Source organism: Litchfieldia sinesaloumensis, from assembly GCF_900156865.1.
GTDB lineage: Bacteria > Bacillota > Bacilli > Bacillales > Bacillaceae_L > Ferdinandcohnia > Ferdinandcohnia sinesaloumensis.
On record NZ_LT732529.1, the window covers coordinates 4,291,099 to 4,317,367 of the forward strand.

General features: G+C 37.7%; 22 protein-coding genes. 17 read left to right on the top strand and 5 right to left on the bottom strand.

Annotated features, from left to right (window positions below; genetic code table 11):
* Positions 1-62: 62 nt before the first annotated feature.
* The 4 genes from CZ490_RS20950 (at position 63) to CZ490_RS20965 (ending at position 5,785) form a co-directional block, all read left to right on the top strand.
* Entirely contained in the window at positions 63-2,711 is a 2,649-nt protein-coding gene (locus tag CZ490_RS20950; RefSeq protein WP_077620675.1) for a cation-translocating P-type ATPase, read from the top strand.
* A gap of 105 nt (positions 2,712-2,816) precedes the next feature.
* Positions 2,817-3,317: a YehS family protein gene (locus CZ490_RS20955; protein ID WP_077620676.1), complete on the top strand. Its 501-nt coding sequence runs from the start codon at positions 2,817-2,819 to the stop codon at positions 3,315-3,317.
* A gap of 76 nt (positions 3,318-3,393) precedes the next feature.
* On the top strand, positions 3,394-3,957 hold the full coding sequence (locus CZ490_RS20960; protein WP_268762201.1) for an HAD-IA family hydrolase: 564 nt from the start codon (positions 3,394-3,396) through the stop codon (positions 3,955-3,957).
* 298 nt (positions 3,958-4,255) lie between these two features.
* A complete protein-coding gene (locus CZ490_RS20965; protein WP_077620678.1) occupies positions 4,256-5,785 on the top strand; it encodes an AbgT family transporter in 1,530 nt (509 codons plus the stop codon).
* A gap of 137 nt (positions 5,786-5,922) precedes the next feature.
* On the opposite strand, the gene CZ490_RS20970 is transcribed toward CZ490_RS20965, so the two are convergent.
* Positions 5,923-6,240, bottom strand: a complete 318-nt coding sequence (locus tag CZ490_RS20970; RefSeq protein ID WP_077620679.1) for a winged helix-turn-helix transcriptional regulator — start codon at positions 6,238-6,240, stop codon at positions 5,923-5,925.
* A 211-nt stretch (positions 6,241-6,451) separates the two neighbouring features.
* Between CZ490_RS20970 and CZ490_RS20975 the strand changes: the two genes are divergently transcribed.
* From CZ490_RS20975 to CZ490_RS20985, 3 genes are all read left to right on the top strand, one after another.
* Positions 6,452-7,303: a VOC family protein gene (locus CZ490_RS20975; RefSeq protein ID WP_077620680.1), complete on the top strand. Its 852-nt coding sequence runs from the start codon at positions 6,452-6,454 to the stop codon at positions 7,301-7,303.
* A gap of 16 nt (positions 7,304-7,319) precedes the next feature.
* Positions 7,320-8,378 (top strand): LLM class flavin-dependent oxidoreductase, encoded by a 1,059-nt coding sequence (locus CZ490_RS20980; RefSeq protein WP_077620681.1) that lies wholly within the window; start codon positions 7,320-7,322, stop codon positions 8,376-8,378.
* Between the two features lie 234 nt (positions 8,379-8,612).
* Positions 8,613-9,104: a DoxX family protein gene (locus CZ490_RS20985; RefSeq protein ID WP_077621131.1), complete on the top strand. Its 492-nt coding sequence runs from the start codon at positions 8,613-8,615 to the stop codon at positions 9,102-9,104.
* 738 nt (positions 9,105-9,842) lie between these two features.
* Here CZ490_RS20985 and CZ490_RS20990 read toward each other — a convergent pair.
* Positions 9,843-10,607 (bottom strand): divergent polysaccharide deacetylase family protein, encoded by a 765-nt coding sequence (locus tag CZ490_RS20990; RefSeq protein ID WP_077620682.1) that lies wholly within the window; start codon positions 10,605-10,607, stop codon positions 9,843-9,845.
* A gap of 239 nt (positions 10,608-10,846) precedes the next feature.
* On the opposite strand from CZ490_RS20990, the gene CZ490_RS20995 reads away from it, so the two are divergent.
* From CZ490_RS20995 to CZ490_RS21010, 4 genes are all read left to right on the top strand, one after another.
* The gene (locus tag CZ490_RS20995) at positions 10,847-12,541 is read left to right on the top strand and encodes an FAD-dependent oxidoreductase (protein WP_077620683.1); all 1,695 of its coding nucleotides are present in this window, start codon (positions 10,847-10,849) and stop codon (positions 12,539-12,541) included.
* Positions 12,542-12,645: 104 nt separating this feature from the next.
* Positions 12,646-12,906, top strand: coding sequence for a metal-sensitive transcriptional regulator (locus CZ490_RS21000; RefSeq protein WP_077620684.1), 261 nt, complete (start codon positions 12,646-12,648; stop codon positions 12,904-12,906).
* A 282-nt stretch (positions 12,907-13,188) separates the two neighbouring features.
* Entirely contained in the window at positions 13,189-13,821 is a 633-nt protein-coding gene (locus tag CZ490_RS21005; protein ID WP_077620685.1) for an FMN-dependent NADH-azoreductase, read from the top strand.
* 312 nt (positions 13,822-14,133) lie between these two features.
* Entirely contained in the window at positions 14,134-16,287 is a 2,154-nt protein-coding gene (locus CZ490_RS21010; RefSeq protein WP_077620686.1) for a bifunctional diguanylate cyclase/phosphodiesterase, read from the top strand.
* Positions 16,288-16,374: 87 nt separating this feature from the next.
* On the opposite strand, the gene CZ490_RS21015 is transcribed toward CZ490_RS21010, so the two are convergent.
* Entirely contained in the window at positions 16,375-17,097 is a 723-nt protein-coding gene (locus CZ490_RS21015) for a CAP domain-containing protein (RefSeq protein WP_077620687.1), read from the bottom strand.
* A 472-nt stretch (positions 17,098-17,569) separates the two neighbouring features.
* Between CZ490_RS21015 and CZ490_RS21020 the strand changes: the two genes are divergently transcribed.
* Positions 17,570-19,696, top strand: coding sequence for a glycoside hydrolase family 3 protein (locus CZ490_RS21020; RefSeq protein ID WP_077620688.1), 2,127 nt, complete (start codon positions 17,570-17,572; stop codon positions 19,694-19,696).
* A gap of 117 nt (positions 19,697-19,813) precedes the next feature.
* Here CZ490_RS21020 and CZ490_RS21025 read toward each other — a convergent pair whose 3' ends face one another.
* Both CZ490_RS21025 and CZ490_RS21030 read right to left on the bottom strand, forming a co-directional pair.
* The gene (locus tag CZ490_RS21025) at positions 19,814-20,173 is read right to left on the bottom strand and encodes a Lin0512 family protein (RefSeq protein ID WP_077620689.1); all 360 of its coding nucleotides are present in this window, start codon (positions 20,171-20,173) and stop codon (positions 19,814-19,816) included.
* 203 nt (positions 20,174-20,376) lie between these two features.
* On the bottom strand, positions 20,377-21,804 hold the full coding sequence (locus CZ490_RS21030; protein ID WP_077620690.1) for a PQQ-dependent sugar dehydrogenase: 1,428 nt from the start codon (positions 21,802-21,804) through the stop codon (positions 20,377-20,379).
* Between the two features lie 109 nt (positions 21,805-21,913).
* Between CZ490_RS21030 and CZ490_RS21035 the strand changes: the two genes are divergently transcribed.
* The 5 genes from CZ490_RS21035 (at position 21,914) to CZ490_RS21055 (ending at position 26,263) form a co-directional block, all read left to right on the top strand.
* Complete coding sequence (locus CZ490_RS21035; RefSeq protein ID WP_077620691.1) at positions 21,914-22,498, top strand: hypothetical protein; 585 nt, start codon at positions 21,914-21,916, stop codon at positions 22,496-22,498.
* A 98-nt stretch (positions 22,499-22,596) separates the two neighbouring features.
* Entirely contained in the window at positions 22,597-23,208 is a 612-nt protein-coding gene (gene wrbA / locus CZ490_RS21040; RefSeq protein ID WP_077620692.1) for an NAD(P)H:quinone oxidoreductase, read from the top strand.
* A 183-nt stretch (positions 23,209-23,391) separates the two neighbouring features.
* Positions 23,392-24,513, top strand: coding sequence for an ABC transporter ATP-binding protein (locus tag CZ490_RS21045; protein WP_077620693.1), 1,122 nt, complete (start codon positions 23,392-23,394; stop codon positions 24,511-24,513).
* Positions 24,510-25,451, top strand: coding sequence for a carbohydrate ABC transporter permease (locus CZ490_RS21050; protein WP_077620694.1), 942 nt, complete (start codon positions 24,510-24,512; stop codon positions 25,449-25,451). Before CZ490_RS21045 ends, CZ490_RS21050 begins: the two co-directional genes overlap by 4 nt.
* Entirely contained in the window at positions 25,448-26,263 is an 816-nt protein-coding gene (locus CZ490_RS21055; RefSeq protein WP_077620695.1) for a carbohydrate ABC transporter permease, read from the top strand. Before CZ490_RS21050 ends, CZ490_RS21055 begins: the two co-directional genes overlap by 4 nt.
* The last annotated feature ends 6 nt before the right edge of the window (positions 26,264-26,269 follow it).

Consider the following 26,269-nt stretch of genomic DNA (forward strand, 5'->3'; position numbering starts at 1 on the left):
ACAGTGGCAATATAGAAACTATATTCAAATATATATAGTGGGATTTTGAAAGGATGTATCAAATGGAGTTTTATCGTCAGGATAAAGAGGATGTATTACAGTCCCTGGAATCCTCTATGAATGGACTGGGACAGGAAGAGGTAAAAAGTCGGCTCGAGAAAGATGGCTATAATGAAATTAAAGATCGAGAGAAAGTGCCAACTTGGAAGCTCTTTATAGAAACGTTTAAAGACCCGATGGTACTTGTTTTATTAATCGCAGCAGGAATTCAAGTGGCTTTAGGGAGTCTCGTTGAATCGCTCATTATTTTGCTCGTGATTATTTTAAATTCAATCATTAGTGTTGTTCAAACGAAGAAGGCAGAAAGCTCGTTGGAAGCATTGCGAAGCATGTCAGCTCCTGAAGCGAAGGTCATTAGGAAGGGAACCAAACAAAAGATACCAGCACGTGAATTGGTTCCTGGAGATATTGTGCTATTAGAAGCTGGTGATTATGTCCCTGCGGATGGCCGAATTTTACAGGGAGCATCTTTAAAAGTTAACGAAGGAATGCTTACAGGAGAGTCTGAAGCGGTTGAGAAAAATTCCGACACGATCTTAGATGACGCTCCTTTAGGGGACAGGCTCAATGTGGTATATAGTGGTTCCCTTGTTGTTTATGGTAATGGTACCTTTGTGGTTACAGGAACAGGGGAAAAGACGGAGATTGGTAAAATCGCGGATATGCTTAATAAAGCAGAGCAAAAACAAACTCCGCTGCAAAGAAAGCTTGAACATTTTAGTAAAAGGCTCGGAATTGCTATTTTAATTTTGAGCATTCTTATTTTTGCATTACAAGCTGGTCGAATTTGGTTTGGTGCCGATAATGTTGATATGGGAACAGCACTTTTAAAAGCATTAATGTTTTCGGTGGCTGTTGCTGTTGCTGCCATACCTGAAGCGTTATCTGCAATCGTTACGATTGTACTTTCAGTTGGGACCAATAAAATGGCGAAACAACATGCAATCATTCGAAAACTGCCTGCCGTAGAGACTTTAGGTTCAGCAAGTGTGATTGCTACCGACAAAACAGGGACGTTAACACAAAATAAAATGACTGTTACTGATTATTTTGTGCCTGGAAACTCGAACAAGCAGTTAAATGGGAATCCGGAAAGTTGGAGTGCATCAGAAAAACTGTTAGTTCAAATCGCCGTCCTCTGTAATGATTCCTATATTAATAACGAGGGGAAAGAAATTGGTGACCCTACTGAAGTGGCACTGATTCATTTTGCCAATCAGAACAACAAAGACTATGAGGAGATTAGGAAAACCTACCCGCGAGAAGAGGAGCTTCCTTTTGACTCTGATCGAAAATTAATGTCCACTGTTAACACAATTGATAATGAACGATTGATGTTAACGAAGGGTGGGCCAGATGTCATGTTCTCCCGAGCAAGTCATGTGCTAATTGATGGAAAGGAAGAGCCTCTAACAGAGGAAAGACTTAATGAATTACAACAGGAAAATGAGAGCTTTTCACGTCAAGCCCTAAGGGTATTAGCTTATGGTTATAAAAAGCTGCCAAAGGACCAGCAGTCGATTTCAGAGAGTGATGAACATGAATTAACATTAGTGGGCCTTACAGCAATGATTGATCCACCTAGAGAAGAGGTTTATGAAGCAATACGAAACGCAACGAGTGCAGGTATTAAGACGGTTATGATTACCGGAGATCATAAAACAACCGCACAAGCAATTGGGCGCGATATTGGACTCATGGATGAGGATGATATTGCTGTATCTGGACAGGAACTAGACGCGATGTCTGATGAAGAATTAGACCAGAAACTAGAAGATATTTCTGTATACGCACGGGTATCGCCAGAAAATAAAATCCGTATTGTCCAGGCATGGCAACGTAAAAATCAAGTTACAGCGATGACTGGTGATGGCGTTAATGACGCACCTGCATTGAAACAAGCAGATATTGGTGTAGCAATGGGGAGCGGGACGGATGTAGCAAAGGATGCTGCTGCCATGATTTTAACGGATGATAACTTTGCTTCGATTGTACGAGCGGTAGAAGTGGGACGGACCGTTTATAATAACATTAAAAAGGCAATTGGCTATTTATTTGCCGGTAATATCGGGGCGATTATTACTATTATTTATGCGGTATTGTTAAATCTACCGAATCCTTTTACAGCTCTACAACTTTTATTTATCAATTTGGTCAATGATTCGTTACCAGCCATTGCGCTGGGAGTGGAAAAGCCTGAACCGAATGTGATGAAAAAGAAACCTCGTGATCCAGAAGAAGGAATTTTTGCTGGTGGGACATTACTCGCTGTAATTGTCCGTGGAACATTGATTGGTATAGCTGTGATTATTTCGTTCCATCTCGGTCTAGAACATTCAACAGATATGGGCGTGGCAATGGCTTTTACAACATTAATTCTTTCTAGAACCTTACAAACATTCCCAGCACGCTCAAACGTACAAACGGCTATTCAGGCTGGTTTCTTTAGAAATAAGGCTGTGATAGGAGCGGTGCTTGTAGGCTTTCTACTGTATGGCATCACCGTTCTTCCAGTTGTCCGTGAAATTTTTATGATTCCTTCTGACTTTGGTTGGGACGAATGGTTAATTGCTACCGGTCTCGCACTTCTTGCCGTCATCTTGATGGAAGTGTTTAAAATGCTAAAAAATAAATTTTTAAAAAACGGCTAAGAGGTAAAGTCAGTTGACGCAATCCTATAAATTGAATTAAGATAAACTGAACTTGGTACCTGTTGCGATACGTGACAGGTACTAGTCTTGATATGGAGGTCAACGATGGATAATAACGATATATTAATTCGATTAAGATATGCACTGGAAATAAAAAATAAAGAAATGGCTGAGATTTTTCAGCTTGGTGGTGTCGAAGTCTCAGTGCCAGAAGTGACAAAGATACTCACAAAGACATACGACGAGGACGACCTTGAGAATGAAGATCAAATTAAATGCACTCACAGTATGTTAGATTCATTTTTGAATGGACTTATTATTTATAAAAGAGGAAAACAAGAGCCCAAACCTGGACAGCCTACTCCACCAGAAACTCCTTTAAAGACGAGTGGAAACGTAAATAATCTCCTTTTAAAGAAAGTAAAAATCGCTTTGGCATTAACGACTGAGGATATGCTAGACATCTTTGATTATGCAGGGTTACGGGTTACAAAAGGAGAACTAGGGGCCTTGTTGCGTAAAGAAGGACATAAGAATTACAAAGAGTGTGGAGATAATTTCGCCAGAAACTTCTTAAAAGGGTTAGCGATCAAATACAGGGGATAGTTCTTGAAATACATATTTAACATAGGTAAAAACATAGGTTTTTTTAAATGTAAAAGAAAGAGGGATTCACATCAATATTTTATGGGATTTTGACGGAACGCTGTTTAACACCTATCCGGCACTAGTAAAGGGATTTATCCATCTGAGCGGTAAGGATTTGGATCCGAATGAAGTGCTGAAGTGGTTAAAGGTTAACTCAAAAGTGGCCTTTCAACACTATGGAATTGATGAGAACAAGCGTAACGAATACATCAAATTATATAATCAATATTCATTTGATAGTGCTCCCTTTGAGCATTTAGAAGAGGTATTAAACATTGCCGATGACAATTTTATTGTCACGCACCGGGATAAGGAATCTACCCTGTTCCTTTTGGAAAAGTTTAATTTACTCCATTACTTTAAGGTCGTAGTTTCAGTAGAAGAAGAAGGATTTGACCGAAAGCCACATGCAGCATCGTATAAACATGTGATCAAGGATTATCCCATTGATTTAGTGATTGGCGACCGTGAGCTAGACTTAATTCCAGCTAGAGAATTAGGAATCAAGACAGTTGCCTTTGAAAATGAGGCTATTGATGCAGACTTTCATCTGGAAAACTATGCAGACTTTAAAACGCACGTCCTTCCGTATCTATAAGCGTTCTATTTTTAGTAACCGTACATAATCAAACTAGAGGACCCTTAATTCACTTCATTGTAAAATTTAATAGAAGATAGTAGAGGCTGTGTCTAAAGAGTCATTGGAAGTTGACTTTTTAGGGTAGCCTCTTATTTTTATATAGTTATAAACTATTTTCCTAATGCTAATCTTGTGAATAATGTTCCTATTCTGGACTTCTTAAAATCCCTATTAATTTATTTATTATTCCCCTATAATTCTTAGTGACCTTAATAATAATTATTAGAAAATTTAAATAACAGAAAGGGAAGGTATAATGTCAAATTCCAATAAAAAGGGTTTTATCATGCGTTCTTTAGATGGCATTGAACGTGTGGGGAATAAGCTGCCACATCCGGTAACATTGTTTGCAATTTTTGCATTAGTTGTACTTGTTCTTTCGGCTCTATTTGCGAAAATGGGCTTAAAAGTAGAAGATCCTCTAAATGAAGGGGAATTTATTCACGTTAAAAATCTATTAAACTCTGAGGGAATCGTCTATTTGTTTGATAGTATGGTTACAAACTTTACGGGGTTTGCACCTCTCGGAACAGTTCTAGTTACCATGTTAGGTATTGGAATTGCAGAGCGTTCTGGTTTAATTAGTGCTGCCTTACGCGGACTAGTTACGTCTGTACCTAAGCAACTGATAACAGCAGCGCTTGTGTTTGGTGGTATCATGTCAAGTATGGCCGCTGATGCTGGTTATGTAGTCCTTACTCCACTAGGAGCAGTATTGTTCGCAGGTTTAGGAAGACATCCTTTAGCTGGTTTAGCAGCAGCATTTGCAGGGGTATCTGGAGGGTTCAGTGCAAACTTACTCTTAACGTCGCTAGATCCATTGTTAGGTGGCCTAACACAAGATGCAGCAGCCATTCTAAATCCTGAATATGCTGAAACGATAAACTACGCAATGAACTACTACTTCATGTTTGCTTCTGTATTTGTTTTAACAATTGTTGGTACGTTAGTAACAGAGAAAGTGATTGAACCACGATTAGGTAAATATGAGGGACAAGTTAAGGAAGATGTAGATTACTTAAAACCGGAAGAGAAAAAGGGATTATGGGCAGCATTGTTTGTGTTTATCGCTACGGCTGCTGTGATGGCTCTTCTAGTCATTCCTGAATGGGGACCATTACGTGGGGGAGAAGAGAATATTATCGATGCACCGTTCTTCCACTCGCTAGTTCCAATTATTCTTATTATGTTCTTTATTCCTGGATTCGTTTATGGGAAAATCACTAAATCGATTAAAAATGATAAAGATGTTGCAAATCAGTTATCTGAAACAATGGCGACAATGGGATCATATATTGTCCTAGCATTTGTGGCAGCTCAATTTGTTGCATACTTTAGTGAATCTAAATTAGGGCTAGTGTTAGCTGTAAACGGTGCTGAATTCCTTGAAGCAACAGGATTTAAGGGGATTCCACTTATTCTAGCATTTATTCTTGTATCAGGATTCATCAATCTATTTATCGGTAGTGCATCTGCAAAATGGGCAATCATGGCGCCGGTATTCGTTCCGATTATGATGAACCTAGGGTATTCACCAGAGTTAACACAACTCGTGTACCGAATTGCTGATTCAACAACGAATGTTATCTCACCTCTAATGCCTTATTTCGCAATCGTTATTGCGTTTGCGCAAAAGTATGATAAAAAGGTTGGTATCGGTACTTTAATTTCCACAATGCTTCCATATTCAATTGCATTTACAGTGGTATGGGTGCTCATGTTAATTATCTGGATGCTAACAGGTGTAGATATCGGACCAGGTTCTCCGATACATTATAATCAATAAAAAATGATTGAAACTTTTTGGCTCAGTTCTTGAACTGGGCCATTTTTTTTAAAAAAGTAAAAATATATATATCCAAAAAAAGTGGTGTACGTAGGATCAAATCCAAATACACCACTTTGATTTTTATATATATTAATCTATTTGTTGGGCTCTATCCAATTTTGAGACCATTGTTCAATATCTCTAATAATAGGCTCGATAGATCTACCTTTTTCCGTTAATGAGTATTCAATGATAACGGGTGTTTCTGGAATGACCTCACGTTTCACTATTTTTTGTTCCTCTAAATCCTTTAAGCGATCAGATAGAACTTTCCCACTTATACCAATCGCAGACTGAATTTCACTAAAACGTTGTGTTCCTAACAATAATTGATATATGACTAATGCTGTCCATTTTTGACTTAGCAATGAGATGGCTTTTTCAAACCTTGGGCAAATCGTTGTTTGTTTCATTTTCTTCACCTCTCCTGTTTTATAATATAACATATTTTATTAGTAACTAACTAACAAAAATTAGGTAACTTGACAACACGTTATTTTAATAGTAAAGTTACTTACATTAAGTAACTAAGTTATTTTAAAGAGAAAACAATAAGATACAAATTTTGAACTGGGCATAATAGCAGTATTGTATTTACTTAATTGAATTAGTAGGGGGATTACAATGGGATATCACAGTAAACCAACAACATTTGTCGGCCATGTCAGTATTAAAGTAGAGGACTTAAATAGATCGTTACAGTTTTACAAAGAAATTATTGGATTTGATATTTTAGAACAAACCACATCAACAGCAAGGCTTACTACAGATGGTAAAACAAGCATTTTATCACTGGAACAACCTGAAGATGTAAGACCAAAAGAAGCTAGAACGACGGGTCTGTATCACTTTGCTTTACTTTTACCTCAAAAGTCAGATCTAGCTAATATCGTCATTCATCTGGTAAATAAGGGTATTCGTTTCGGATCATCCGACCATCTTGTTAGCGAAGCATTGTATTTGAATGATCCTGACGGTAACCAAATTGAAATTTATACCGATCGAGATCCTTCAAAATGGAGATGGGATGGCGAAGAAGTGGCAATGACAGTCGACCCATTAGATTTTGATACGCTTTTAAAAAGTGCTAATCCTGATACTGGGTGGAAGGGTCTTCCAAATGGGACAGTAATGGGACATATTCATTTACATGTTGCAGAACTAAAAAAGACAGAAGAGTTTTATGTAAAGGGATTAGGATTTGATGTTGTCAATCGTTATGGAACACAAGCCTTATTCCTTTCAAAAGGAAAGTACCATCATCATATTGGAGTGAATACTTGGAATGGAGTCGGAGCTCCTAAGCCAGCTGAAAATAGTGTCGGTTTGCAGTCATTTACACTAGTACTTCCGGATGAGAAAGCGATTGAACAGACAATTGCTAGCTTAGAACAAATCGAAGTGCCTGTTACAGAAGAAAACGGTAAAATTTTCACTTATGATCCATCTGGAAATCGGATTGAATTAGCTGTTTAAGTAAGGAGGAATAGGCTTGTCTACATTAAAACAGAATGGTATTGAGGTAGGTATATATACACTAGCAGATATAGGCCCGAACCCCCTAACAGGAAAAACGATTAGTCCAAAGGAGAGAATGGATAACATCATTGAGGCAGCAAAACTGGCTGATGAAGCTGGACTAGATATATTCGGGGTCGGGGAGCATCATCGATTAGATTATGCTGTTTCCTCTCCGGCTGTTGTATTATCAGCCATTGCTGCGCTGACAGAGCGTATTAAGTTAACAAGTACGACAAGTGTTTTAAGCACGCTTGACCCTGTTCGGTTATTTGAAGACTTCGCTACACTAGATTTAATCTCAGGTGGACGTGCAGAGATATTAGCTGGTCGAGGTGCATTTGTTGAATCATTTCCACTCTTTGGCTATAGCACAAATGATTATAATGAATTGTTTAGTGAGCATATGGATTTGTTATTGCAACTAAATGAAAATGAGATTGTTACTTGGAATGGAAAATTCCGTTCTTCGCTTAAAAATGCAGAAATTGCTCCTCGTCCTGTGCAAAAGCAACTACCCATTTGGATTGGAGTAGGTGGTACACCTGAGAGTGCTGCGCGAGCAGGGAGGTTAGGAGTCGGCATGGCCTTAGCGATACTTGGTGGAGATCTAAAGAGATTTAAACCATTAGTGGATATCTACCGAGGTGCAGGGGTGGAAGCTGGTCATTCTCCAGAAGAATTAAACATCGGTGTAACGGGACATACGTATCTTGCTGAAACGACAGAAAAAGCAAAGGATGAATTTTATCCTTACTACTCAAATTATTGGTATTATGTTAATCGTCAACGGGGATTGGGGACGAGAATGTCAAGAAACGATTTTGAACAATTAGCAAGTCCACAAAATGCCTTATTTGTTGGAAGTCCAGAACTTATTGTGGAGAAGATCCTTCGCCAACATGAATTGTTTGGACATAGCCGTTTCTTAGCACAAATTGATATTGGTGGAATTCCATTCGATAGAGTCGCAAGAAATATAGAATTACTAGCAACTGAGGTTATACCTGCATTAAAGAAGGCGTTTAGTTGAAAAATTCAAGTCTAAATATTAAAGTAGGCAACTGCCCCATAGTGGGAAGTTGCCTATTTTATTTTTTACTAAATCATAGGCCCATTGATTATTTAAAACTAAAAAATTTGACCTGGGTCAAATTAAAAATTACAAGAGGGCCTTAAAATGAGAGTAACAAGAAGAGATGAAGTGTAGCACATCTTTAGTAGTGATTGTGAAAAAATTCACATTAAAAAGGAGAGATTATTAATGATTAAACTTATACAGGGTAAAAAAATGGCCATTGTATGGACAATAGTGCGTGTTTGGTTAGGACTTCAATGGATAGAAGCGGGTTATCTAAAGATTAAACATGGATTTGATGCAGGTGGATTTATTCAGGCAGCCGCCGATTCACCTTCAGTTCTAAGTTGGTATGCTAGCTTCCTTAAAAAAGTTGCGTTACCCAATATAGAGCTCTTCAACATTCTTGTCCCTTGGGGAGAATTCCTTGTTGGCTTAGGATTAATTGTAGGACTAGCAACAATCCCGGCATTGATTGCGGGTGCCTTCATGAATGTTAATTTTATAATGGCAGGGGTAGGATTAAATAGCCTCGATATGAAGCTCTTCGTAGTGGCAATGATTCTACTATTAGTTGGAGCGGGAAGGCATTACTACGGACTCGACAGATTTGCTATACGCTATATAAAAGCACTCGGAACTAAAAATGATACTGTTAATGAAATAAACGTTTCTGCTTAAAAGAAAATACACATAAAGTTTGACCTCAAGCTTTCGCATGCATTTCTGTGGGGCGCCAGTAAAATGGGATGCGCAAAATCCATTAAGTGGAAATAATCTCCTATAAAACGGCTGGGATTTCAATATATTTCCACATCCGCATCATTTCTAAGCAACAATATGATAAAAGCATGCGCAAATAGAAATGCGCATGTTATTAGGTGAGTAGACCATAAAGAACCATGCGCAAAACCCACAAAGTGGAAATAAACCCCTATAAAACGGCTGGAATTTCAATATTCTTCCATATGCACATCGATTCTAAGCATCAATACGATAAAAGCATGCGCAAATAGAAAAGTGTTCTTAGATAAGTAGACCGTAAAGAACCATGCGCAAAATCCATTAAGTGGAAATAATCTCCTATAAAACGGCTGGGATTTCAATATATTTCCACCTGCACATCAATTCTAAGCATCAATACGATAAAAGCATGCGCAAATAGAAATGCACATGTTTTTAGGTGGGTAGACCGTAAAGAATCATGCGCAAAACCCTAAATTAGTAAAACGCACCTGTTAGTACCTGGCACGGAGACATCACTATATAAAGAAAAACACTTTCTCACTATAATAAAAGAAAATTCAATCAAACGCTTGATTGAATTTTGGAAACGGCTATTCCAAAAGGTTTACAAGCTAAACAAATGTTTGATTGAATTTTTGTTCGTATTCCAATTGCATATCTTACGATAACACTCTATTCTAAAAATGGAACTGTAATTATTTCTGAGAGTGTAACAAGTTCTGCTTCTTTTTCGTACTCAGGAATATAGGTTTTTAAGGCACTGACGACACGATCTCCAGTAATCCCAACATGTCCAATCGCTATGATTTGTTCATGCTTTTGTAATTGTTTTGTTATTTTAGACGCTTGACGATAGATATGAGTTTCAGAATATACGTGGTCAAAAAATATATCGTTTTCTAAATATGGAACAGATAATTCTTTTGCAAGTTTGGGGATGACACTTTTTCTGGCTGTTTTACTATCGAGATAATAGAGGTTACGTTCCTTGCAAACCTCAAGAATAATCCTCATGATTCGTTTATCTTCGGTTACTTTGGAGCCCATATGATGATTCATTCCCACGGCATATGGAACATTATCAATCGCACTTTCAATCCTCTTCCTAACTTCTTTATCACTTAGATCAGAAGTAATTGCCCCAGGCCCTAACCAGCTTTTTTTACCATGCTTTGGTTCCATAGGTACATGAACGATCACCTCATGCCCTTTCGCATGTGCTAATTTAGCATCCTGTTCTGTTGTAGGTAAGAAGGGCATTACAGCTACAGTAAGTGGTATCGGTAATTCTAGTATCTCTTCAGTACCATCCATATCATTACCGAAATCATCAATCACGATGGCAAGGACTTTTTTCGAATCCTTTATTTCTGTGGCATGACTTTCGGTTGTGAAACTAAACAAGAGTAGAATGAGTGTAAGAAGTTTTAATTTCATTGTGAACTCCTTTTTCTTTTAAGGTCTCACAAAAATGACCTTTTCATTCGGAAATAGGATACACACGGCGTAAAATGTATAACATTGACTTTTTACCCCACGGGGTATAAAATTACACATGTAGTGATATTTCAAACAAACTTTTTAAAATCAAATAAATACCCATATGGGTATGAACAAAATTGTTAAAAATTGAAATTTAGGACAGATATAATAAAAGAAGAATTGGAGGGTTTTCTATGTCAAAGAAGGTAGTAGTTGTCGGTGGGGTCGCAGGTGGTGCATCAGTTGCAGCAAGGGTAAGGCGATTAGATGAGAATGCAGAGGTAATTATGTTTGAAAAGGGTCCTCATGTTTCGTTTTCCAACTGTTCATTGCCCTATCATTTAAGTGGGATTGTTGAAGATAGTGAGAAACTTGTCTTAATGTCCCCTGAAATGTTTAAAAATAGATACAATATTGAAGCGAGAGTCCATCAAGAGGTTATCAAAATTAACCGTGAGCTGAAAACAATAACGGTTAAGGATTGGGTAACAAATAATACCTATGAAGAATCATATGATAAATTAGTACTCTCACCAGGTGCTACACCAATTCGTCCCAACATAGAGGGAATCAATAATTCGAATGTCTTTACAGTACGTAATGTAGCTGATATTGAGAGAATTAATTCATATATTAAACAAAATGGTATTAAGGATGTAGCAGTTATTGGTGGAGGTTATATTGGGGTAGAGGTTGCGGAAAATCTGAAATTAGCTGATTATAATGTAACTTTGGTTGAGTTTGCGGATCAAGTTATGGCTCCTTTTGATTATGATATGGCACAAATCCTTCATAAAGAAATGATGGACCATGGTCTAAACCTTATTGTTAATGATGGATTAGCCAAAATTGAGGATGGATTTGTCACAACAAATTCAGGTAAGAAAATCGATGCACAGGCGGTCGTTTTAGCTATAGGTGTAAAACCTGAGACAAGCATAGCGGCGGAGGCGGGTCTGGAAGTTGGTGAGACTGGTGCGATTAAAGTAGATCATAACTACTTAACAAATGATAAAAGTATTTATGCGGTTGGTGATGCGATTGAGGTGTACCATCGCTTATTACACAAGCCAACTAGATTAGCTTTAGCAGGTCCTGCCCAAAAGCAAGCAAGGGCAGCTGCCGACCATATGTATGGTATACCTAGTAGAAATTTAGGTGTCATAGGATCATCATCGATTCATCTCTTTGATCTAAATGCAGCTTCGACTGGACTCAATGCTAGAGTAGCAGAGCAGGCAGGAATGAACTATGATTATGTGTATTTAATGCCAGGGGATAAAGTAGGATTGATGCCAAACAGTAATCCCATGCATTTTAAGTTGATCTATGAATATCCGACAGGACGGATTCTAGGTGCTCAAGCAATTGGAAAAGGAAATGTAGATAAACGAATTGATGTCATAGCTACAATGATTACGATGAATGGAACACTAGAGGACCTAAAAGATCTTGAATTGACTTATTCACCAATGCTAGGAACTGCGAAAGATGTAGTAAATCATGCGGCTTTGGTCGGTTTAAATTTACTTCAGGGAAGGTATAAAGAAGTGAAGGTCTCTCAAGTTCGTGACTTAGTAGAAAATCACGCGTTCATAATTGATGCTCGTGAAAAAGGTGAATATAAGGCAGGGCATTTTAAAAATGCAGTTAACATTCCATTAAGTGAATTTAGGAATAGACTCGATGAAATTCCAAGCGACCAGCCTGTATATATTCACTGTCGATCAGGTCAAAGAAGCTATAATATGGTGATGGCCCTGCAACATCTAGGGTATGAGAATGTCTACAATATCTCTGGATCTTATTTAGGGGTTAACCTTTATGAATACTTCAATGATGTTGTAACAGGTAGAGAAAAAATTGTAACGGAATATAATTTTAAATAAATTTTATAAATGGAGCAAAAATAAAACAACAGGGTTTCTAAATCCCTGTTGTTTTAGCTTAAGATTAGATTTGAGAATCAACCCTATCGAAAGGGGGCACTTACATGGATTATGATGAAAAGACAAAAAATAGGATTAAACGTATTGAAGGGCAATTGCGTGGTATCTTACGTATGATGGAAGAAAATAAAGAATGCAAAGACGTTATTACACAGCTGTCCGCTGCAAGAACTGCCATTGATCGTACAATTGGTGTAATTGTAAGCTCTAATCTAGTTTCGTGCGTACGAGATGCAGATGAAAAAGGAGAAAATACAGAGGGTTTGGTTAAAGAAGCTGTAGAGTTACTTGTTAGAAGTAGGTAAAAAGCCACATTAACCATTGCTGGAAATTTGGGACCTGTATGGGTCTTTTTTATCTTGATGGGAAGTTCTAAGTTATATTACGATGATTTAAGGCATTTCTCGAAGATCGAAAAATATTACCATTTACGACTGTTCATACGATATAAAGTAGGTTAATCCTTATGAATACTGGGTTAACGCTAGTTTTTGTATAAAAGTCGTTTCCGTTGATTCTTTTATTATTTTGATATACCATTATTTCGAGATACCTTGATTAAAGATAAATGGAGGAGACTTTATATAATGAATATATTAGTAGTAAAAGCGAATAATCGTCCAGCTTCTGAAGCTGTTTCAAGTAAAATGTATGAAACTTTCATAAACAACCTAGAAGGTGTAAATGTGGAAACTTACGATGTTTTTGCAGAAGATATGCCTTACCTTGGTCAAGATCTATTCAATGCTTTCGGTAAATTAGAATCTGGCGAAGAAATGACAGACGTAGAACAACGTATTTTAGCAGCAAAACAAAAAGCGATGGATGCATTAACTGCAGCAGACGTAGTTGTATTTGCTTTCCCATTATGGAACTTAACAATTCCAGCTAAATTACAAACATTTATCGACTATGTGTACCAAGCAGGGTACTCTTTCAAATATGATGAAAATGGTCAAGCAGTACAATTAATGACTGACAAAAAAGCGATTATTCTAAGTGCTCGTGGTGGGATTTACTCAACACCTGAAACAGCTCCAATGGAGATGGCAGCAACTTATATTAAAAACGTTGTTGGTGGAGTATTTGGTATGGAAATTAAGGATGAAGTTATTATTGAAGGTCATGCGGCAGCACCAGATCAAGCTGAAAAAATTATTGCTGAAGGTCTAGAAAAAATTGAAGCTGTAGCTAAAAGTTTATCAGCCGTATTAGTTTAATATGTATGTATTCACAAGGGATTGGCTTTGAGCCAGTCCCTTTTTCTTATACTGACACAACGTTATTCTAAAACCATCGTTTTGTAATGATTTATAAGTAGAAATCGACCATTTTGTGACATTTCTCACATTACTAAGTGCTTTGGTACTTCTTGAAATATAATAGGTAGTAAGTAATGTAGTAGATGATAAGGGGCTTCTGAAAACTTCTAGAGAATAATCCCTTTAAAAACTTCTAAATTTATATCCTCAATACAAGTGCCTGAGAGGTACATCTTCACTTAACAAAAATAATACTACTGGTGATAACTTATGAGAATTATAGATACAGGTGAAAAAGTACTTACTGAAGTTAATCCGCAATCAAAAGGTAGGGAGCAGACTACTATTAATCATGTATTAAAAGAACTTGAGATGATGAAGTATGCACTTGATCAATCTTCTATTGTGGCAATAACCGATAACCATGGAAGGATTACCTATGCAAATGAGCAATTTTGCAAAATGTCACAGTATACATACGAAGAACTTATCGGTCAGGACCACAGTATTTTAAACTCAGGTCACCACCCGCCCGTGTTCTTTAAAAACATGTGGGCGACAATTGGAAGAGGAAAAACATGGCGTGGTGAATTAAAAAATCAGGCAAAGGATGGAAGCTACTATTGGGTCGATACGACAATTGTCCCCTTTTTAAACAACAAGGGTAAACCCTATCAATATATCTCTATTCGAAATGACATTACTACCAGAAAGAATATAGAAGAGAGTTTAATACAAAGTGAGGAAAAATATCGTATAATCGCAGAGAACTCATCAGATTTAATTTCAATCATTGATAGCGATGGCAATTATGAATATGCATCGCCTTCCCATTCTGCTCATCTTGGATATAGTTTAGAAGAAATTCAGTCGAGTACGATATTTCGTTGGATTGATGAACATGATCGAGCAATAGTGAGATCTCATATACAAGATATCATTGGAAATGTACAACGGTTTTCGCAACTCCAGCTACGATTGAAGACAAAAAGAGGGAAGTTGATTGATGTCGAGGCTACTCTGAACCCTATTAGAGATAACTCTGGACAAATCAGGCATATTTTGTTTGTTACTCGGGATATTACAGAGAGAAAAAAGACAGAAAATATGATCTACCATCTAGCCTTCTATGATACATTAACTGATTTACCTAATCGCAGACTCTTCATGGATTTACTATACAAAGAAGTTAAGAAAGCTGAAAAATGTCAATTGAAAATTGGGTTAATTTCCGTTGATATTGACCGTTTTAAATATATCAATGATTTGTGTGGGCACGAGATTGGAGATCTTATCTTAGTTGAGACAGCTCAACGTATAAATAATCATATCCGAAAAGAGGATGTAGTATCTCGCTTTGGTGGAGATGAATTTACAATTATGATTAAGAATGTTTCTAGTAGGTCAGAAATTGAGGAAGTTGCACAGCGATTTCTCACATACTTCCGAAACCCTATTATTATGGGGGAACGATCCTTTACAATTTCATGCAGTTTTGGAATAGCGATGTATCCAGATGATGCAGAGGATGCTGATACACTAATAAAGCGATCGAACATTGCTCTAAATGCTGTTAAAGAAAGCGGAAGAAATGACTATTTGCTTTTTGAAGAAGAAATGGAAAGACGGTCTCTAGAACGAATTCAGTTTGAACATGAGTTAAGGCAGTCCATACATTCCGAGCAGTTCTTTATTGAATACCAGCCTAAAATTGATCTAGTAACAACTCAAATCGTTGGGCTAGAGGCTTTAATGAGGTGGAGGCATCCTGCATTAGGATTAATATCACCGTCAACATTTATTCCGTTGGCTGAGGAAACAGGTCTAATCTTACCTCTAGGGGAATGGATACTTCGAAAAGCATGTGAGCAAAATAAGGAGTGGCAAAACCAAGGATTTGAACCAGTCCGAGTTTCTGTCAATTTATCGGTCCAACAGTTGGGTCAACCTAAACTTATAAACCTAATTAAGCAGATTCTAGAAGATACTAAATTAAATCCTAAATGGTTAGAGCTCGAAATCACAGAAAGTATTTTTGCTGATATTGAGAATGTCGCACCCGTTCTTCAAAAGATAAAAGACCTTGGGATACATCTCTCAATTGATGATTTTGGTACTGGTTATAGTTCGTTAAGTTATCTTAAAAGCTTGCCAATCGACATCTTAAAAATAGACGCCTCTTTTATCAGGGATTTACCGAATGATGAAGAAAGCAATGCTATTGTTAAGGCTATCATTACTTTCGCAAAAACACTTAACCTGGACGTAATTGCAGAAGGAATTGAAAACAAAGAGCAATTGCTTCTTCTAATCGAGAATGGGTGTGACAAGGGGCAGGGGTATTTCTATAGTAGACCATTGCCAAGCTTGGAAGTAGCGAGGTTATTCAGCAAACCTTATGAAAGAGAAACGGTGTTAATGTGATAAGAGCAATGAAAAGTTAAACTAAGACAAAAAAAGCACCTTTCCCTCAGTCTATCTGGGGGTAAGGCGCTTTTTTTTGGTTACTATTTATTTTCCAATGAACATTTGTGTCCAATAATTTCCTTCAACATGACCTACACCAATATGAGTAAAGGTAGAGCTTAATATGTTTTTTCGATGTCCTTCGCTGTTCATCCAAGCATTCACAACTTCTTGTGGAGAGCGTTGGCCCATTGCAATATTTTCACCAGCCGCACGGTATTGAACACCAAATTGCTTCATCATCTCGAATGGTGAACCATAGGTTGGGCTTGTGTGAGAAAAGTAACCGTTTTGCTTCATATCAGATGATTTAAGTCTAGCAACTTCACTCAATTTTACATCGAGTTTAAGAGGTTGTAAGCCGTACTTTGCACGCTCATTATTCGTTAATGTCACAACTTCTTGCTCAAACTGACTTACTGAGTGAGTAGCCGGGTTCGTTGTTTCATTAGTTGGTTCTGATGGTTTTGGTTGAACAGGCTGTTGAGTAACAGGTTCCTTAACAGGTTCTTGTGCCTTTGGTGCTGTTGGCTGTTCAACTGGTTGTGCTGGTTCCTCTACCTTAGGTTGCGTTTGATTGTATTGGGAATAATATTTTTTTAATATACTTTGAATCAAGTCATTCCAATTCGTAGTTTGGTTAACTGAAACCACGTAACGACCTTCATAAACATTTTTAGAACTATCTAATTCTGACGCAGAACTAGCTAACGGCCCTGTTACTAATAGAGCGCCTGCGACTACTAATGATAATACAGTTTTCTTCATATTCAGTCCTCCTTGTTATGTGTACCACTGATACATCACCATCATAGCACGCGTTTTTTGTAATAATTAAGGAAGACTTTTCCTTATCTACCTTTTCTACTATATTAATCCCGAGCAATAGTTGAAAAATAATAGATTTGGCACATTCAAGATACAATTTAGTTCTGACTAATTGGTAAAAAAGGAAGAAAACACTAGGAATCTCCTATTGACAGGTCTCCACAAAACGCCAAAACATGACAAAAATTACTACAACATAACAATTGTGTCGATAGCACGCATGAACTGATTTCGAATCCCACATTTTTGGAGAACCTGTCCAAATTTTTTGTGTTTTACTATTGCGAGTTTTGTGTGTTTTTGTGGTAATATATTAGTATATGTTCTTGTTAAAGTACTCTATTATAGTTAATTATTTTTGAGTACTAGGGACCATACTAATAGAGGGTATCAATTAGTAATAGGAGGCATTATGTTGGAAAATAACCAAAGTCAGCCGGAATTAGAAGTAAGAGTGAAAAATATCATTGATGTCGATAATCTTAAGTTTAAAGATTTAAATAACAATGGGAAGCTTGATCCATATGAGGATTGGCGCTTAAGCCCAAAAGAGCGTGCAGAGAATCTGGTATCACTGATGAATATCGATGAAAAAATCGGTATGATGCTTATCAATACCCGTAGAATGGGGCTCTCTCAAAAAGATAAAAGCAAAACAAGCCATGATGGTGTAATAGATGAAGCAATTGTTGAAAAGGGCGAGAATATATTTGCCATTGCTAAGATGTATGGTACAACACATACGATTGCAAATATGCATTTACGTCATTTTATTTTAAGGGACAATTATAGTCCTGCTGAAATGGCAGAGTGGATTAATAAAATGAACGAAATCGCAGAGGGAACACGCCTAGGTATACCTGTTATCATTGCTTCGAATTCTAGAAATGAAAATGCTGAGCCTGTATTTGGCATGAATGATGCAGCGGGGATTTTCTCTACTTGGCCAGGTACATTAGGACTTGCTGCAGCAGCTAAGGGCGACATCAAAAATGGTGGGGACGCTTCACTCATCAGCGAATTTGCTAGAATTGCACGTAAAGAATGGGACGCAACTGGAATTAGAAAAGGTTATATGTATATGGCTGATGTTGTGACAGATCCAAGATGGCAACGTACATATGGAACGTTCGGTGAAGACCCAGAATTTATTGCCGATGTAATCGGTCGTATTATCGACGAGTTCCAAGGTGAAGAGTTAGGAAAGAATAGTATTTCCATGACAACGAAGCATTTCCCAGGTGGGGGCGCAAGAGAAAATGGTTTTGACCCTCATTATGAGGAAGGAAAGTGGAACCTATATCCAACTCCAGGAAGCTTAGAAAAATATCACTTACCACCATTTAGAGCAGCAGCTGAACATGGAACTTCTTCAATCATGCCTTATTACTCGATTCCAAGCATTAAGAAGAGCGTGGTTCAAGACTTCGAAGGTGAAGATATCCCGTTTGAAGAGGTTGGCTTTACGTTTAATCATTATTTCTTAAATAAAATCCTTCGTGAAAAGCTTGGATTCAAAGGCTATATAAATAGTGATAGTGGTATCGTTAACAAAATGAGCTGGGGCATGGAAAATAGCAGTGAAGCAGAACGATTTGCGAAAGCAATTAATGCAGGTACTGATTTAGTAGCTGATACAAATGATATTGAAAATCTTAGAATGGCAATCAGCAGAGGCTGGATTAGTGAAAAGCGTATAGATGAAGCAAATGTAAGATTGCTGACAGAAATGTTTACTCTAGGTTTATTTGATGACCGCACGTACAACTCTCCAGAAAAAGCTACTGAAGTTATTCGTACACCTGAACATTGGGATGCGGCATATGAAGCACATAAAAAGTCTGTAACCATCCTTAAGAACTCTAATGAAACTCTACCTTTAACAGCTGACAAGCTAACTGATAAAAAGGTTTATGTGGAAGTTTTCCATAAGGAACTAGAGAAAGCAGCATCCTTCACTGAACAAGCTAGAAGTCAGGCTAAGGAACTTGGACTATTTACTCTGACAGAAAACTATGAAGAGGCCGATACAGCTATTCTTTTCTTAAATCCAAAATCCGGTGCTTATTTCGATGCCACTCCAGGGTTATTAGAGCTTGAAATCTGTGAAGATAAGGTAAACACGGCATTGGATGGTGCCTTGTATCAAGAGACTACATTAAGTAAAATGAAACATCTTAAAGAAATTGCAGACAGCATTCATAACCGTGGTGGAAAAGTAATCATGAGTGTAAATGTTGTATTGCCATGGATTCTCGGTAATGTTGAGCCGTTAGCTGATGCTCTTATCGCCGGCTATGATACATTCTTTAATGCACAGTTTGAAGTAATGGCAGGTAACTACAAGCCATCAGGCGTATTACCATTGACATTGCCTGCAAGTGACCATGTTATTGCAGTTAAACAGGATGGTGAATGTGTATCTCCAAATGACGTACCTGGTTATGATAAAGACAAATACATGCCAGCAGGATTAAGCTATGCATACAAGGATAGCGACGGCAACGTATACAAACTAGGCCACGGATTAACCTATTAAGGAAAAGGGGCCGGTTCCTTGTCCCACTTATCTTGATTGAAGTGGGATAGGGGACATTCTTCTGTCCATAAAAAACGTCAAACCTTATTTTTTAGAGTTTGACGTTTTTGTTGTTTATTAATATCCGACTTCAACTGATGCGACAACGATATACATTAAATCATTTTGGTCGCCTTTTTCTTCAATCACAATTCCACTTGTTGTCAGCATGCCTCCATCCATCACTTCCACTGTTTTTTTTCCGAATGGAATGGTCTCCTTAACAGCCTCGATATCAAGCAGTTCTTTGTCACAAGGTACCGCTAATTTTACATTTACAACCATATTATCTAAACTATTTCCTGGTAGGACAGAACGAATGCCAGGCATTGAATTGAAATGGATTGCATTCTTCACAGCACGAACGGCAGCCTTCGTAATATTTTGGCCGTGAACATCAATCCCCATCCCAGTCTCGATAAACATCAATTTCTCCATAACATACACCTCATTAAAAAGTATTTGCTTCTATTTTACCAAAAAACAGTGGGACAAGTGGATAGGTACCGCTGCCAACCACTTTTTTGGTCGAAACAATTCAACCTTTTTTAGCGAGATATATATAGTTTTGGGTGTTGATAATGATTGAGGACATGTAATACCGTGTCCCTCCTGTTTTTTAACAGTCAACAAGGAGCCTCTCAAGACACGATCTCAAATACTGTCCCTTTATTATAATCAGTTACTTTCATCGAGCCATGAGTTCCTAGATATAACCTCGTTTGGTTAAGGTTTGTTCCTAAGCTAACGAAATATGCGGATTGAGACCCGAAGTCATAGACGGTGTCTATAAGTTGGTAGTTATTTGATTTACCTCCAGTTCGCGCTCGAGTATATGCTAAAGCTCCTTTAACTGAGGGTTGCGATTCATCCTTACGGGCAAAATCAGTAAATACGACACTTCCTGATAAGGCTGGGATTTGGTTTCCCATATAGACTTGCACTCCTGTAAGCGCAGTTCCTTTAAATGTATTGGTACGAGGATCCTGATGGTAATAACTTGTAAGAGGGTGAATCCGGCGCACTAAAGTTTCAATTGCTTCTTGATAAAAGGCAATCGACTTTTCATCCAAATCCTCATTTGTATTACAATTCTTTATTATCGTTGTTGGCAAATCACCTTCCCATCCTCTCCAACCTAGGTTAATAAACCCATCTTGGTCTGTTGGAGACAAATCCGGTGTTCCTGGAAGAACAATGGATCTGTTCCTGTGATCCACGAGCTGAGTAACAGGAATAGGTTTGTAGTGGACAAATGAAAAGATGGATTCGACTAGTTCCTGTCCGACATTCCCGACATATTTTATAAACTGATTTTGATATCTTTGATAGGTTATTCCGAGTATATTTCGAACTCCTTTGGCTGTAACGGTAAGTGTTTCCTGAATTCTAACAGGCAGTTCATTGAAACGCGAGACAACTGGTGGATTATTCATTGTGTTTTTATTTACATCAATCTCAATAATCTTCCCACATATCTCCATTGCATCCTGACTTAAATTGAATGGGTCATAGCCTGAACCACCATCACCAGTGGTTAGTACAAGTTTCCCTGTTTCAGGTGAAAATTGTAAGCTGTTTACGCCATTATGGTTTGAAAAGGGTCTTCTAAGATTAAGGATCGTTCTTCGTTTTTGCGGTTGGCCGTTAGTTTGTAAAATCCATTCCTCAACCGTATCGATATGGTCATATTGGGTATCTCGATTTGTCCACTTTAGTGATAATGTTTTTGGATCGCAGGGGTCAGGAGTATACGACTTAGGAAGAGCACCTGGACCTTGTGTTCCAGCTACAGAATAATGAAGGTAAAACAAGCCGTTATTATTAAATTGGGGGTGAAACGCTAGTCCTAACAATCCTCGTTCGTCATATCCACCGAGTTCAATAATGCGAGAGCGGATATCTAAAAAAGTCCTTATCTCTCCGTTACCTACGAAGAAAATCTCTCCCACCTGTGTTGCAATAAATAGTCTTTCCATGGAATCTCCAGGAAGTAAGGCTGTTTTCAATACGGTGGGTAAATTTAACCTATTTACAATAGGGTGTAATCGAACCTTAAGTTGTGTCAAACAGTTTACCCTCTTTCTACTGGTGTCTTTTTATCAGAATATGAATAGTAATGAACTATTAGTACTCAATGGGGGTCTGCCTTTAGGACCTATTAGGGAGCGATGTCAGATGCAGTCGTTACGAAAAAAAGTAAAATCGATTGTATGGGGAGAAGATATCTACCCAACAATTGAAGGATACTCTAAGACAACAAAACTTATTATTGGAGCATTACTAGGTTCATTAACTGTCATTTTACAATCAGCTGGAATTTTTGCAGGGTTAGGTTATGTACTAAGCATGATGAGTACTGGACCGCTAGTAGTGGCGTGTCTTCTGTCGCTCAAAATTGGTGTGATGACTTATTTAGTAACTTCATTATTATTGGTATTCATTCAGCCAACTGAGCTCTTGGTTTTCCTTTTTACTACAGGACTATTAGGCTTAAGTTTAGGTATTGGACTGACTTATTTTAAGAAAAGAATGTATGTGGTTTTATTTGCGGCGCTATGTTTGACAATAGGGATTTGTACGCTCCTATATGGGTTTAAATTTGCAGTTTTAGGATCGTCGGTATCAGTTCAAATAAATGGCAAACTTATTCTCGGGACATTCCTTTTTTCTTTACTGTATAGCTGGATATGGCAGAAGATAAGCAGATCGCTCATTAAAATCTTAAACAAAATACCTAATTCACGACGGGGGGAGAAGTAGAAAACAGTCCCTTCTGCATATAAACAATTAATTAAAGTCATAATAGAATTGGTAAGATTTGAAAAACTACATTTCAAAGAAAGAAGGAGAATACGACAGTGTCAAATGTAAAACTAGCGGTCATTTTCTACAGCATGGGTGGTACAAATTATCAGTTATCGAAATGGGCAGAAGAAGGGGCGAAAGAAGCAGGTGCTGAGGTTAAAGTATTAAAGGTTCAAGAATTAGCACCAGAATCTGTAATTGAGTCAAATGAGGCTTGGAAAGCAACTGTCGAAGCAACAAAAGATGTGCCTGTGGTTACTTCTGAAGATATTGAATGGGCAGATGCAATTATTTTCAGTGTACCGACTCGTTTCGGGAATATGCCTTCTCAAATGAAGCAGTTCCTAGATACTCAAGGTGGACTTTGGGCGACAGGTAAAACAGTTAATAAAGTTGTAAGTGCAATGACTTCTGCTCAAAATCCACATGGTGGACAAGAAGCAACAATTCTATCATTATACACTAGCATGATGCACTGGGGCGCGATTATAGCTACTCCTGGTTATACGGATCCAATTATATTTGGTGCGGGTGGGAATCCTTACGGTACAAGCGTAACAGTAGGTCAGGATGGAAAAATGATTGAAGATGTACAAGCAGCGGTTAAGCATCAGGCAAAGCGAACTGTCACTGTTGCAGAGTGGGTTAAAAAAGGAAATCAATAAAAGTCAAAGCCAACCGAAAATTTCGGTTGGCTATTTTTTGTTTTATGGAGAAATTGTTTGGTTTATAAAATTTAAATTAAGAAAGTCAACCGAATGTTAAAGATTGTAAAAATACGGTAAAAGGGCTTTTTTGAGCCGAAAATTGTGGTTAAATGGGAATGTAATTTAGAGAGGAGGCTACGCATGAGTCAGGTCGAGTTGATTAACATCTCCAAATCATACGATAAGCAAAAGGATGTTTTAAATGAAATCAATGTTTCCATTAAGGAAGGGGAGTTCTTTGTACTTGTTGGTCCATCTGGATCTGGGAAGAGCACGTTGCTCAGGATGATAGCGGGACTTGAAGAAATCTCCGGAGGGATACTGAAGATAAATAATGAAGCGGTCAATCATCTTCCGCCGAAAAATCGAGATTTATCGATGGTCTTTCAAAATTACGCGTTATATCCGCATTTAACTGTTGAACAGAATATCCTGTTTGGTTTAAAAGCAAGAAAGGTCGATAAAAAGGAACAGCAAAAAAGGCTAACTGAAGCAGCAGAAATGTTAGGCTTAAGCGAACTATTGAAACGTAAACCAAGAGAGCTTTCTGGTGGTCAAAGACAACGTGTTGCACTTGGGCGGTCGGTTGTAAGTCATGCACCACTATGTTTAATGGATGAGCCATTATCGAATCTAGACGCCAAACTTCGTGCAAACATGCGAGTTCAAATACGGAGACTGCAAAAGAGTTTAGGGTTAACAATGATCTATGTAACGCATGATCAAGTTGAAGCCATGACGATGGGTGACCGTATTATGGTACTTAATGAAGGGAAAATTCAACAAGTCGGTAAACCAATTACCTTATATAATGAACCGGAGAATTTATTTGTTGCTTCCTTCATCGGCTCTCCAAAGATGAATCTAGGTAAGGCTGTTTTTACAGAAGATAGTTCACAACTTGTCATTGAAAATCAAATACATATCACAATCGACCCAATAATGGTCAAGGATCTACCTAGGAATCGAAATCTCGTTGTGGGTATTCGTCCCGAGCATTTGATGCCGGGTTTTGAAAAAGAAAATCATATTACATACTTAGAAGCTGTAAATGTTGAGCAATTAGGAAATGAAACATCGATTGCGTTTGATATTGGTTCAGAATTATGGACAGCAAAATGGCCAGGACAGTGGAGAATCCAATACGGGCAAAGAGTTCCTGTGCAAATTGCGCCAGAACATATTTTGTTTTTTGATGGGGATACAGGCAATTTACTTAAATCTGCGAATATCGGAAAAAGACAAGAGGTTGTCGCGATATGAGTGTGATTAGCCCGGTCATTGAAAATAAATCCATAGAATTTCAATTTGAAAGAGCTAAAAAGCAAAAACGGATTGCAAGCTTACTAAAAGGAATTCTTTTCTTATTACCTTCTATTATACTGTTTAGTGTTTTTCTGTTTTATCCGTTGTTTAAGACGTTGTATTTGAGTTTTTTTCTGACTGATGCAAAAGGAGCTACAACGGTATTTGTTGGACTAGAAAACTATCTGTATATGTTTTCGGACCCGATATTTATAAAAAGTTTTAAAAATACGTTTCTATTTGTACTCTATACGGTTCCGGCAACAGTTGTCGTCAGCTTGTTTTTAGCTGTTATTTCGAATGAAAAACTAAAAGGGATTGGCTTTTTTCGAACCATTTTTACTTCCACTATGGGGATATCAGTTGCAGCTGCATCTGTGTTTTGGCTGTATCTATTCAACCCGACAATGGGGTTATTAAACCAAGTATTGAACATGTTTGGGGTAGAATCAATCGGCTGGCTTACTGATCCAAAGTGGGCAATGATTGCCATCGCCATAACGACCATATGGATGAATATTGGCTTCACCTTTTTAATATTATTAGGCGGATTACAATCGATTGATACTTCTTTATATGAAAGTGCGGATATTGAGGGATCAGGTTATTTTTATAAGTTTAGAAGAATTACAGTTCCTATGCTTTCGCCCACCTTGTTTTTTGTCATTACGGTGTCTATTATCAACTCGTTCCAAACGTTTGGACAAATCGATATCTTAACACAGGGCGGACCAGCAAATGAAACCAATCTTATCGTGTACTCCATATACCGAGAAGCATTTGTGAACTATCAGTTTGGTTCAGCTAGTGCCCAGGCCATTGTGTTATTCATCCTTATATTACTGATGACTGCACTGCAATTTAAGCTAGGCGAGAGGAGGGTTCACTATCAATGATTTTGCCATTGGGGAGAAAGCTAATCTTCTATCTTTTATTGATACTATCAGCACTTCTTATTGCTGGACCTGCTGTAATGGCGATTGTAATGAGTTTTATGACAAACCAAGATATCTTAACTGCCAGTATGCCAAGTACTTTAACAGTGGACAACTACATAGCTGCTTTTGAACGATTTCCGTTAATTCAATTTTTGATTAATAGTTTTGTAGTTTCTGTTTTGATTATGCTTGGACAACTTGCTTTATCAAGTCTAGCAGCCTATGCTTTTGTATTTTTAGAATTTAAAGGTAGAGACCTACTCTTTTATTTGTTTATCGCAACCATGATGGTTCCCTTTGAGGCTTCCATCATTCCAAACTTTCATATTATCCGTGATCTAGGCTGGATTGATAGTTACGCAGGATTAACAATTCCATTCTTTGCAACAACCTTTGGAACTTTTTTGTTAAGACAAAACTTCAAGCAGATACCAAAAGAGTTAAGAGAAGCAAGCCAAATTGCTGGTATTGGTGATTTTAAATTTTTCTTAACAGTGGTTTTGCCTGTGTCAAAGACAAGTTTAGTGACATTGGGGATTTACGGATTTTTAACATCGTGGAACATGTATCTATGGCCACTACTAGCAACTACTAACGATACGGTTCGGACGATACAAATTGGTCTGAAGCAATTGCAAACACAGGAACAATTAAACGAATGGGGTGTCATTATGGCAGGCGCTGTTATTGTCATCATCCCAACATTAATTTTGCTTTTCCTCGGACAGAAGAAGTTACAAACAGGTTTAACAGAGGGTGCTGTGAAATAACAAATC

What these genes read in the sequence shown, in the direction of transcription:
- CZ490_RS21000 (WP_077620684.1), top strand. Translation starts at nt 12,646, where the DNA reads ATGGATTATGATGAAAAGACAAAAAATAGGATTAAACGTATTGAAGGG.
- CZ490_RS21010 (WP_077620686.1), top strand. Translation starts at nt 14,134, where the DNA reads ATGAGAATTATAGATACAGGTGAAAAAGTACTTACTGAAGTTAATCCG.
- CZ490_RS21035 (WP_077620691.1), top strand. Translation starts at nt 21,914, where the DNA reads ATGCAGTCGTTACGAAAAAAAGTAAAATCGATTGTATGGGGAGAAGAT.
- CZ490_RS21015 (WP_077620687.1), bottom strand. Translation starts at nt 17,097, where the DNA reads ATGAAGAAAACTGTATTATCATTAGTAGTCGCAGGCGCTCTATTAGTA.
- CZ490_RS20955 (WP_077620676.1), top strand. Translation starts at nt 2,817, where the DNA reads ATGGATAATAACGATATATTAATTCGATTAAGATATGCACTGGAAATA.
- CZ490_RS21025 (WP_077620689.1), bottom strand. Translation starts at nt 20,173, where the DNA reads ATGGAGAAATTGATGTTTATCGAGACTGGGATGGGGATTGATGTTCAC.
- CZ490_RS20990 (WP_077620682.1), bottom strand. Translation starts at nt 10,607, where the DNA reads ATGAAATTAAAACTTCTTACACTCATTCTACTCTTGTTTAGTTTCACA.
- CZ490_RS21020 (WP_077620688.1), top strand. Translation starts at nt 17,570, where the DNA reads ATGTTGGAAAATAACCAAAGTCAGCCGGAATTAGAAGTAAGAGTGAAA.
- CZ490_RS20995 (WP_077620683.1), top strand. Translation starts at nt 10,847, where the DNA reads ATGTCAAAGAAGGTAGTAGTTGTCGGTGGGGTCGCAGGTGGTGCATCA.
- CZ490_RS21055 (WP_077620695.1), top strand. Translation starts at nt 25,448, where the DNA reads ATGATTTTGCCATTGGGGAGAAAGCTAATCTTCTATCTTTTATTGATA.
- CZ490_RS21045 (WP_077620693.1), top strand. Translation starts at nt 23,392, where the DNA reads ATGAGTCAGGTCGAGTTGATTAACATCTCCAAATCATACGATAAGCAA.
- CZ490_RS20965 (WP_077620678.1), top strand. Translation starts at nt 4,256, where the DNA reads ATGTCAAATTCCAATAAAAAGGGTTTTATCATGCGTTCTTTAGATGGC.
- CZ490_RS20970 (WP_077620679.1), bottom strand. Translation starts at nt 6,240, where the DNA reads ATGAAACAAACAACGATTTGCCCAAGGTTTGAAAAAGCCATCTCATTG.
- CZ490_RS21050 (WP_077620694.1), top strand. Translation starts at nt 24,510, where the DNA reads ATGAGTGTGATTAGCCCGGTCATTGAAAATAAATCCATAGAATTTCAA.
- CZ490_RS20975 (WP_077620680.1), top strand. Translation starts at nt 6,452, where the DNA reads ATGGGATATCACAGTAAACCAACAACATTTGTCGGCCATGTCAGTATT.
- CZ490_RS20950 (WP_077620675.1), top strand. Translation starts at nt 63, where the DNA reads ATGGAGTTTTATCGTCAGGATAAAGAGGATGTATTACAGTCCCTGGAA.
- CZ490_RS21005 (WP_077620685.1), top strand. Translation starts at nt 13,189, where the DNA reads ATGAATATATTAGTAGTAAAAGCGAATAATCGTCCAGCTTCTGAAGCT.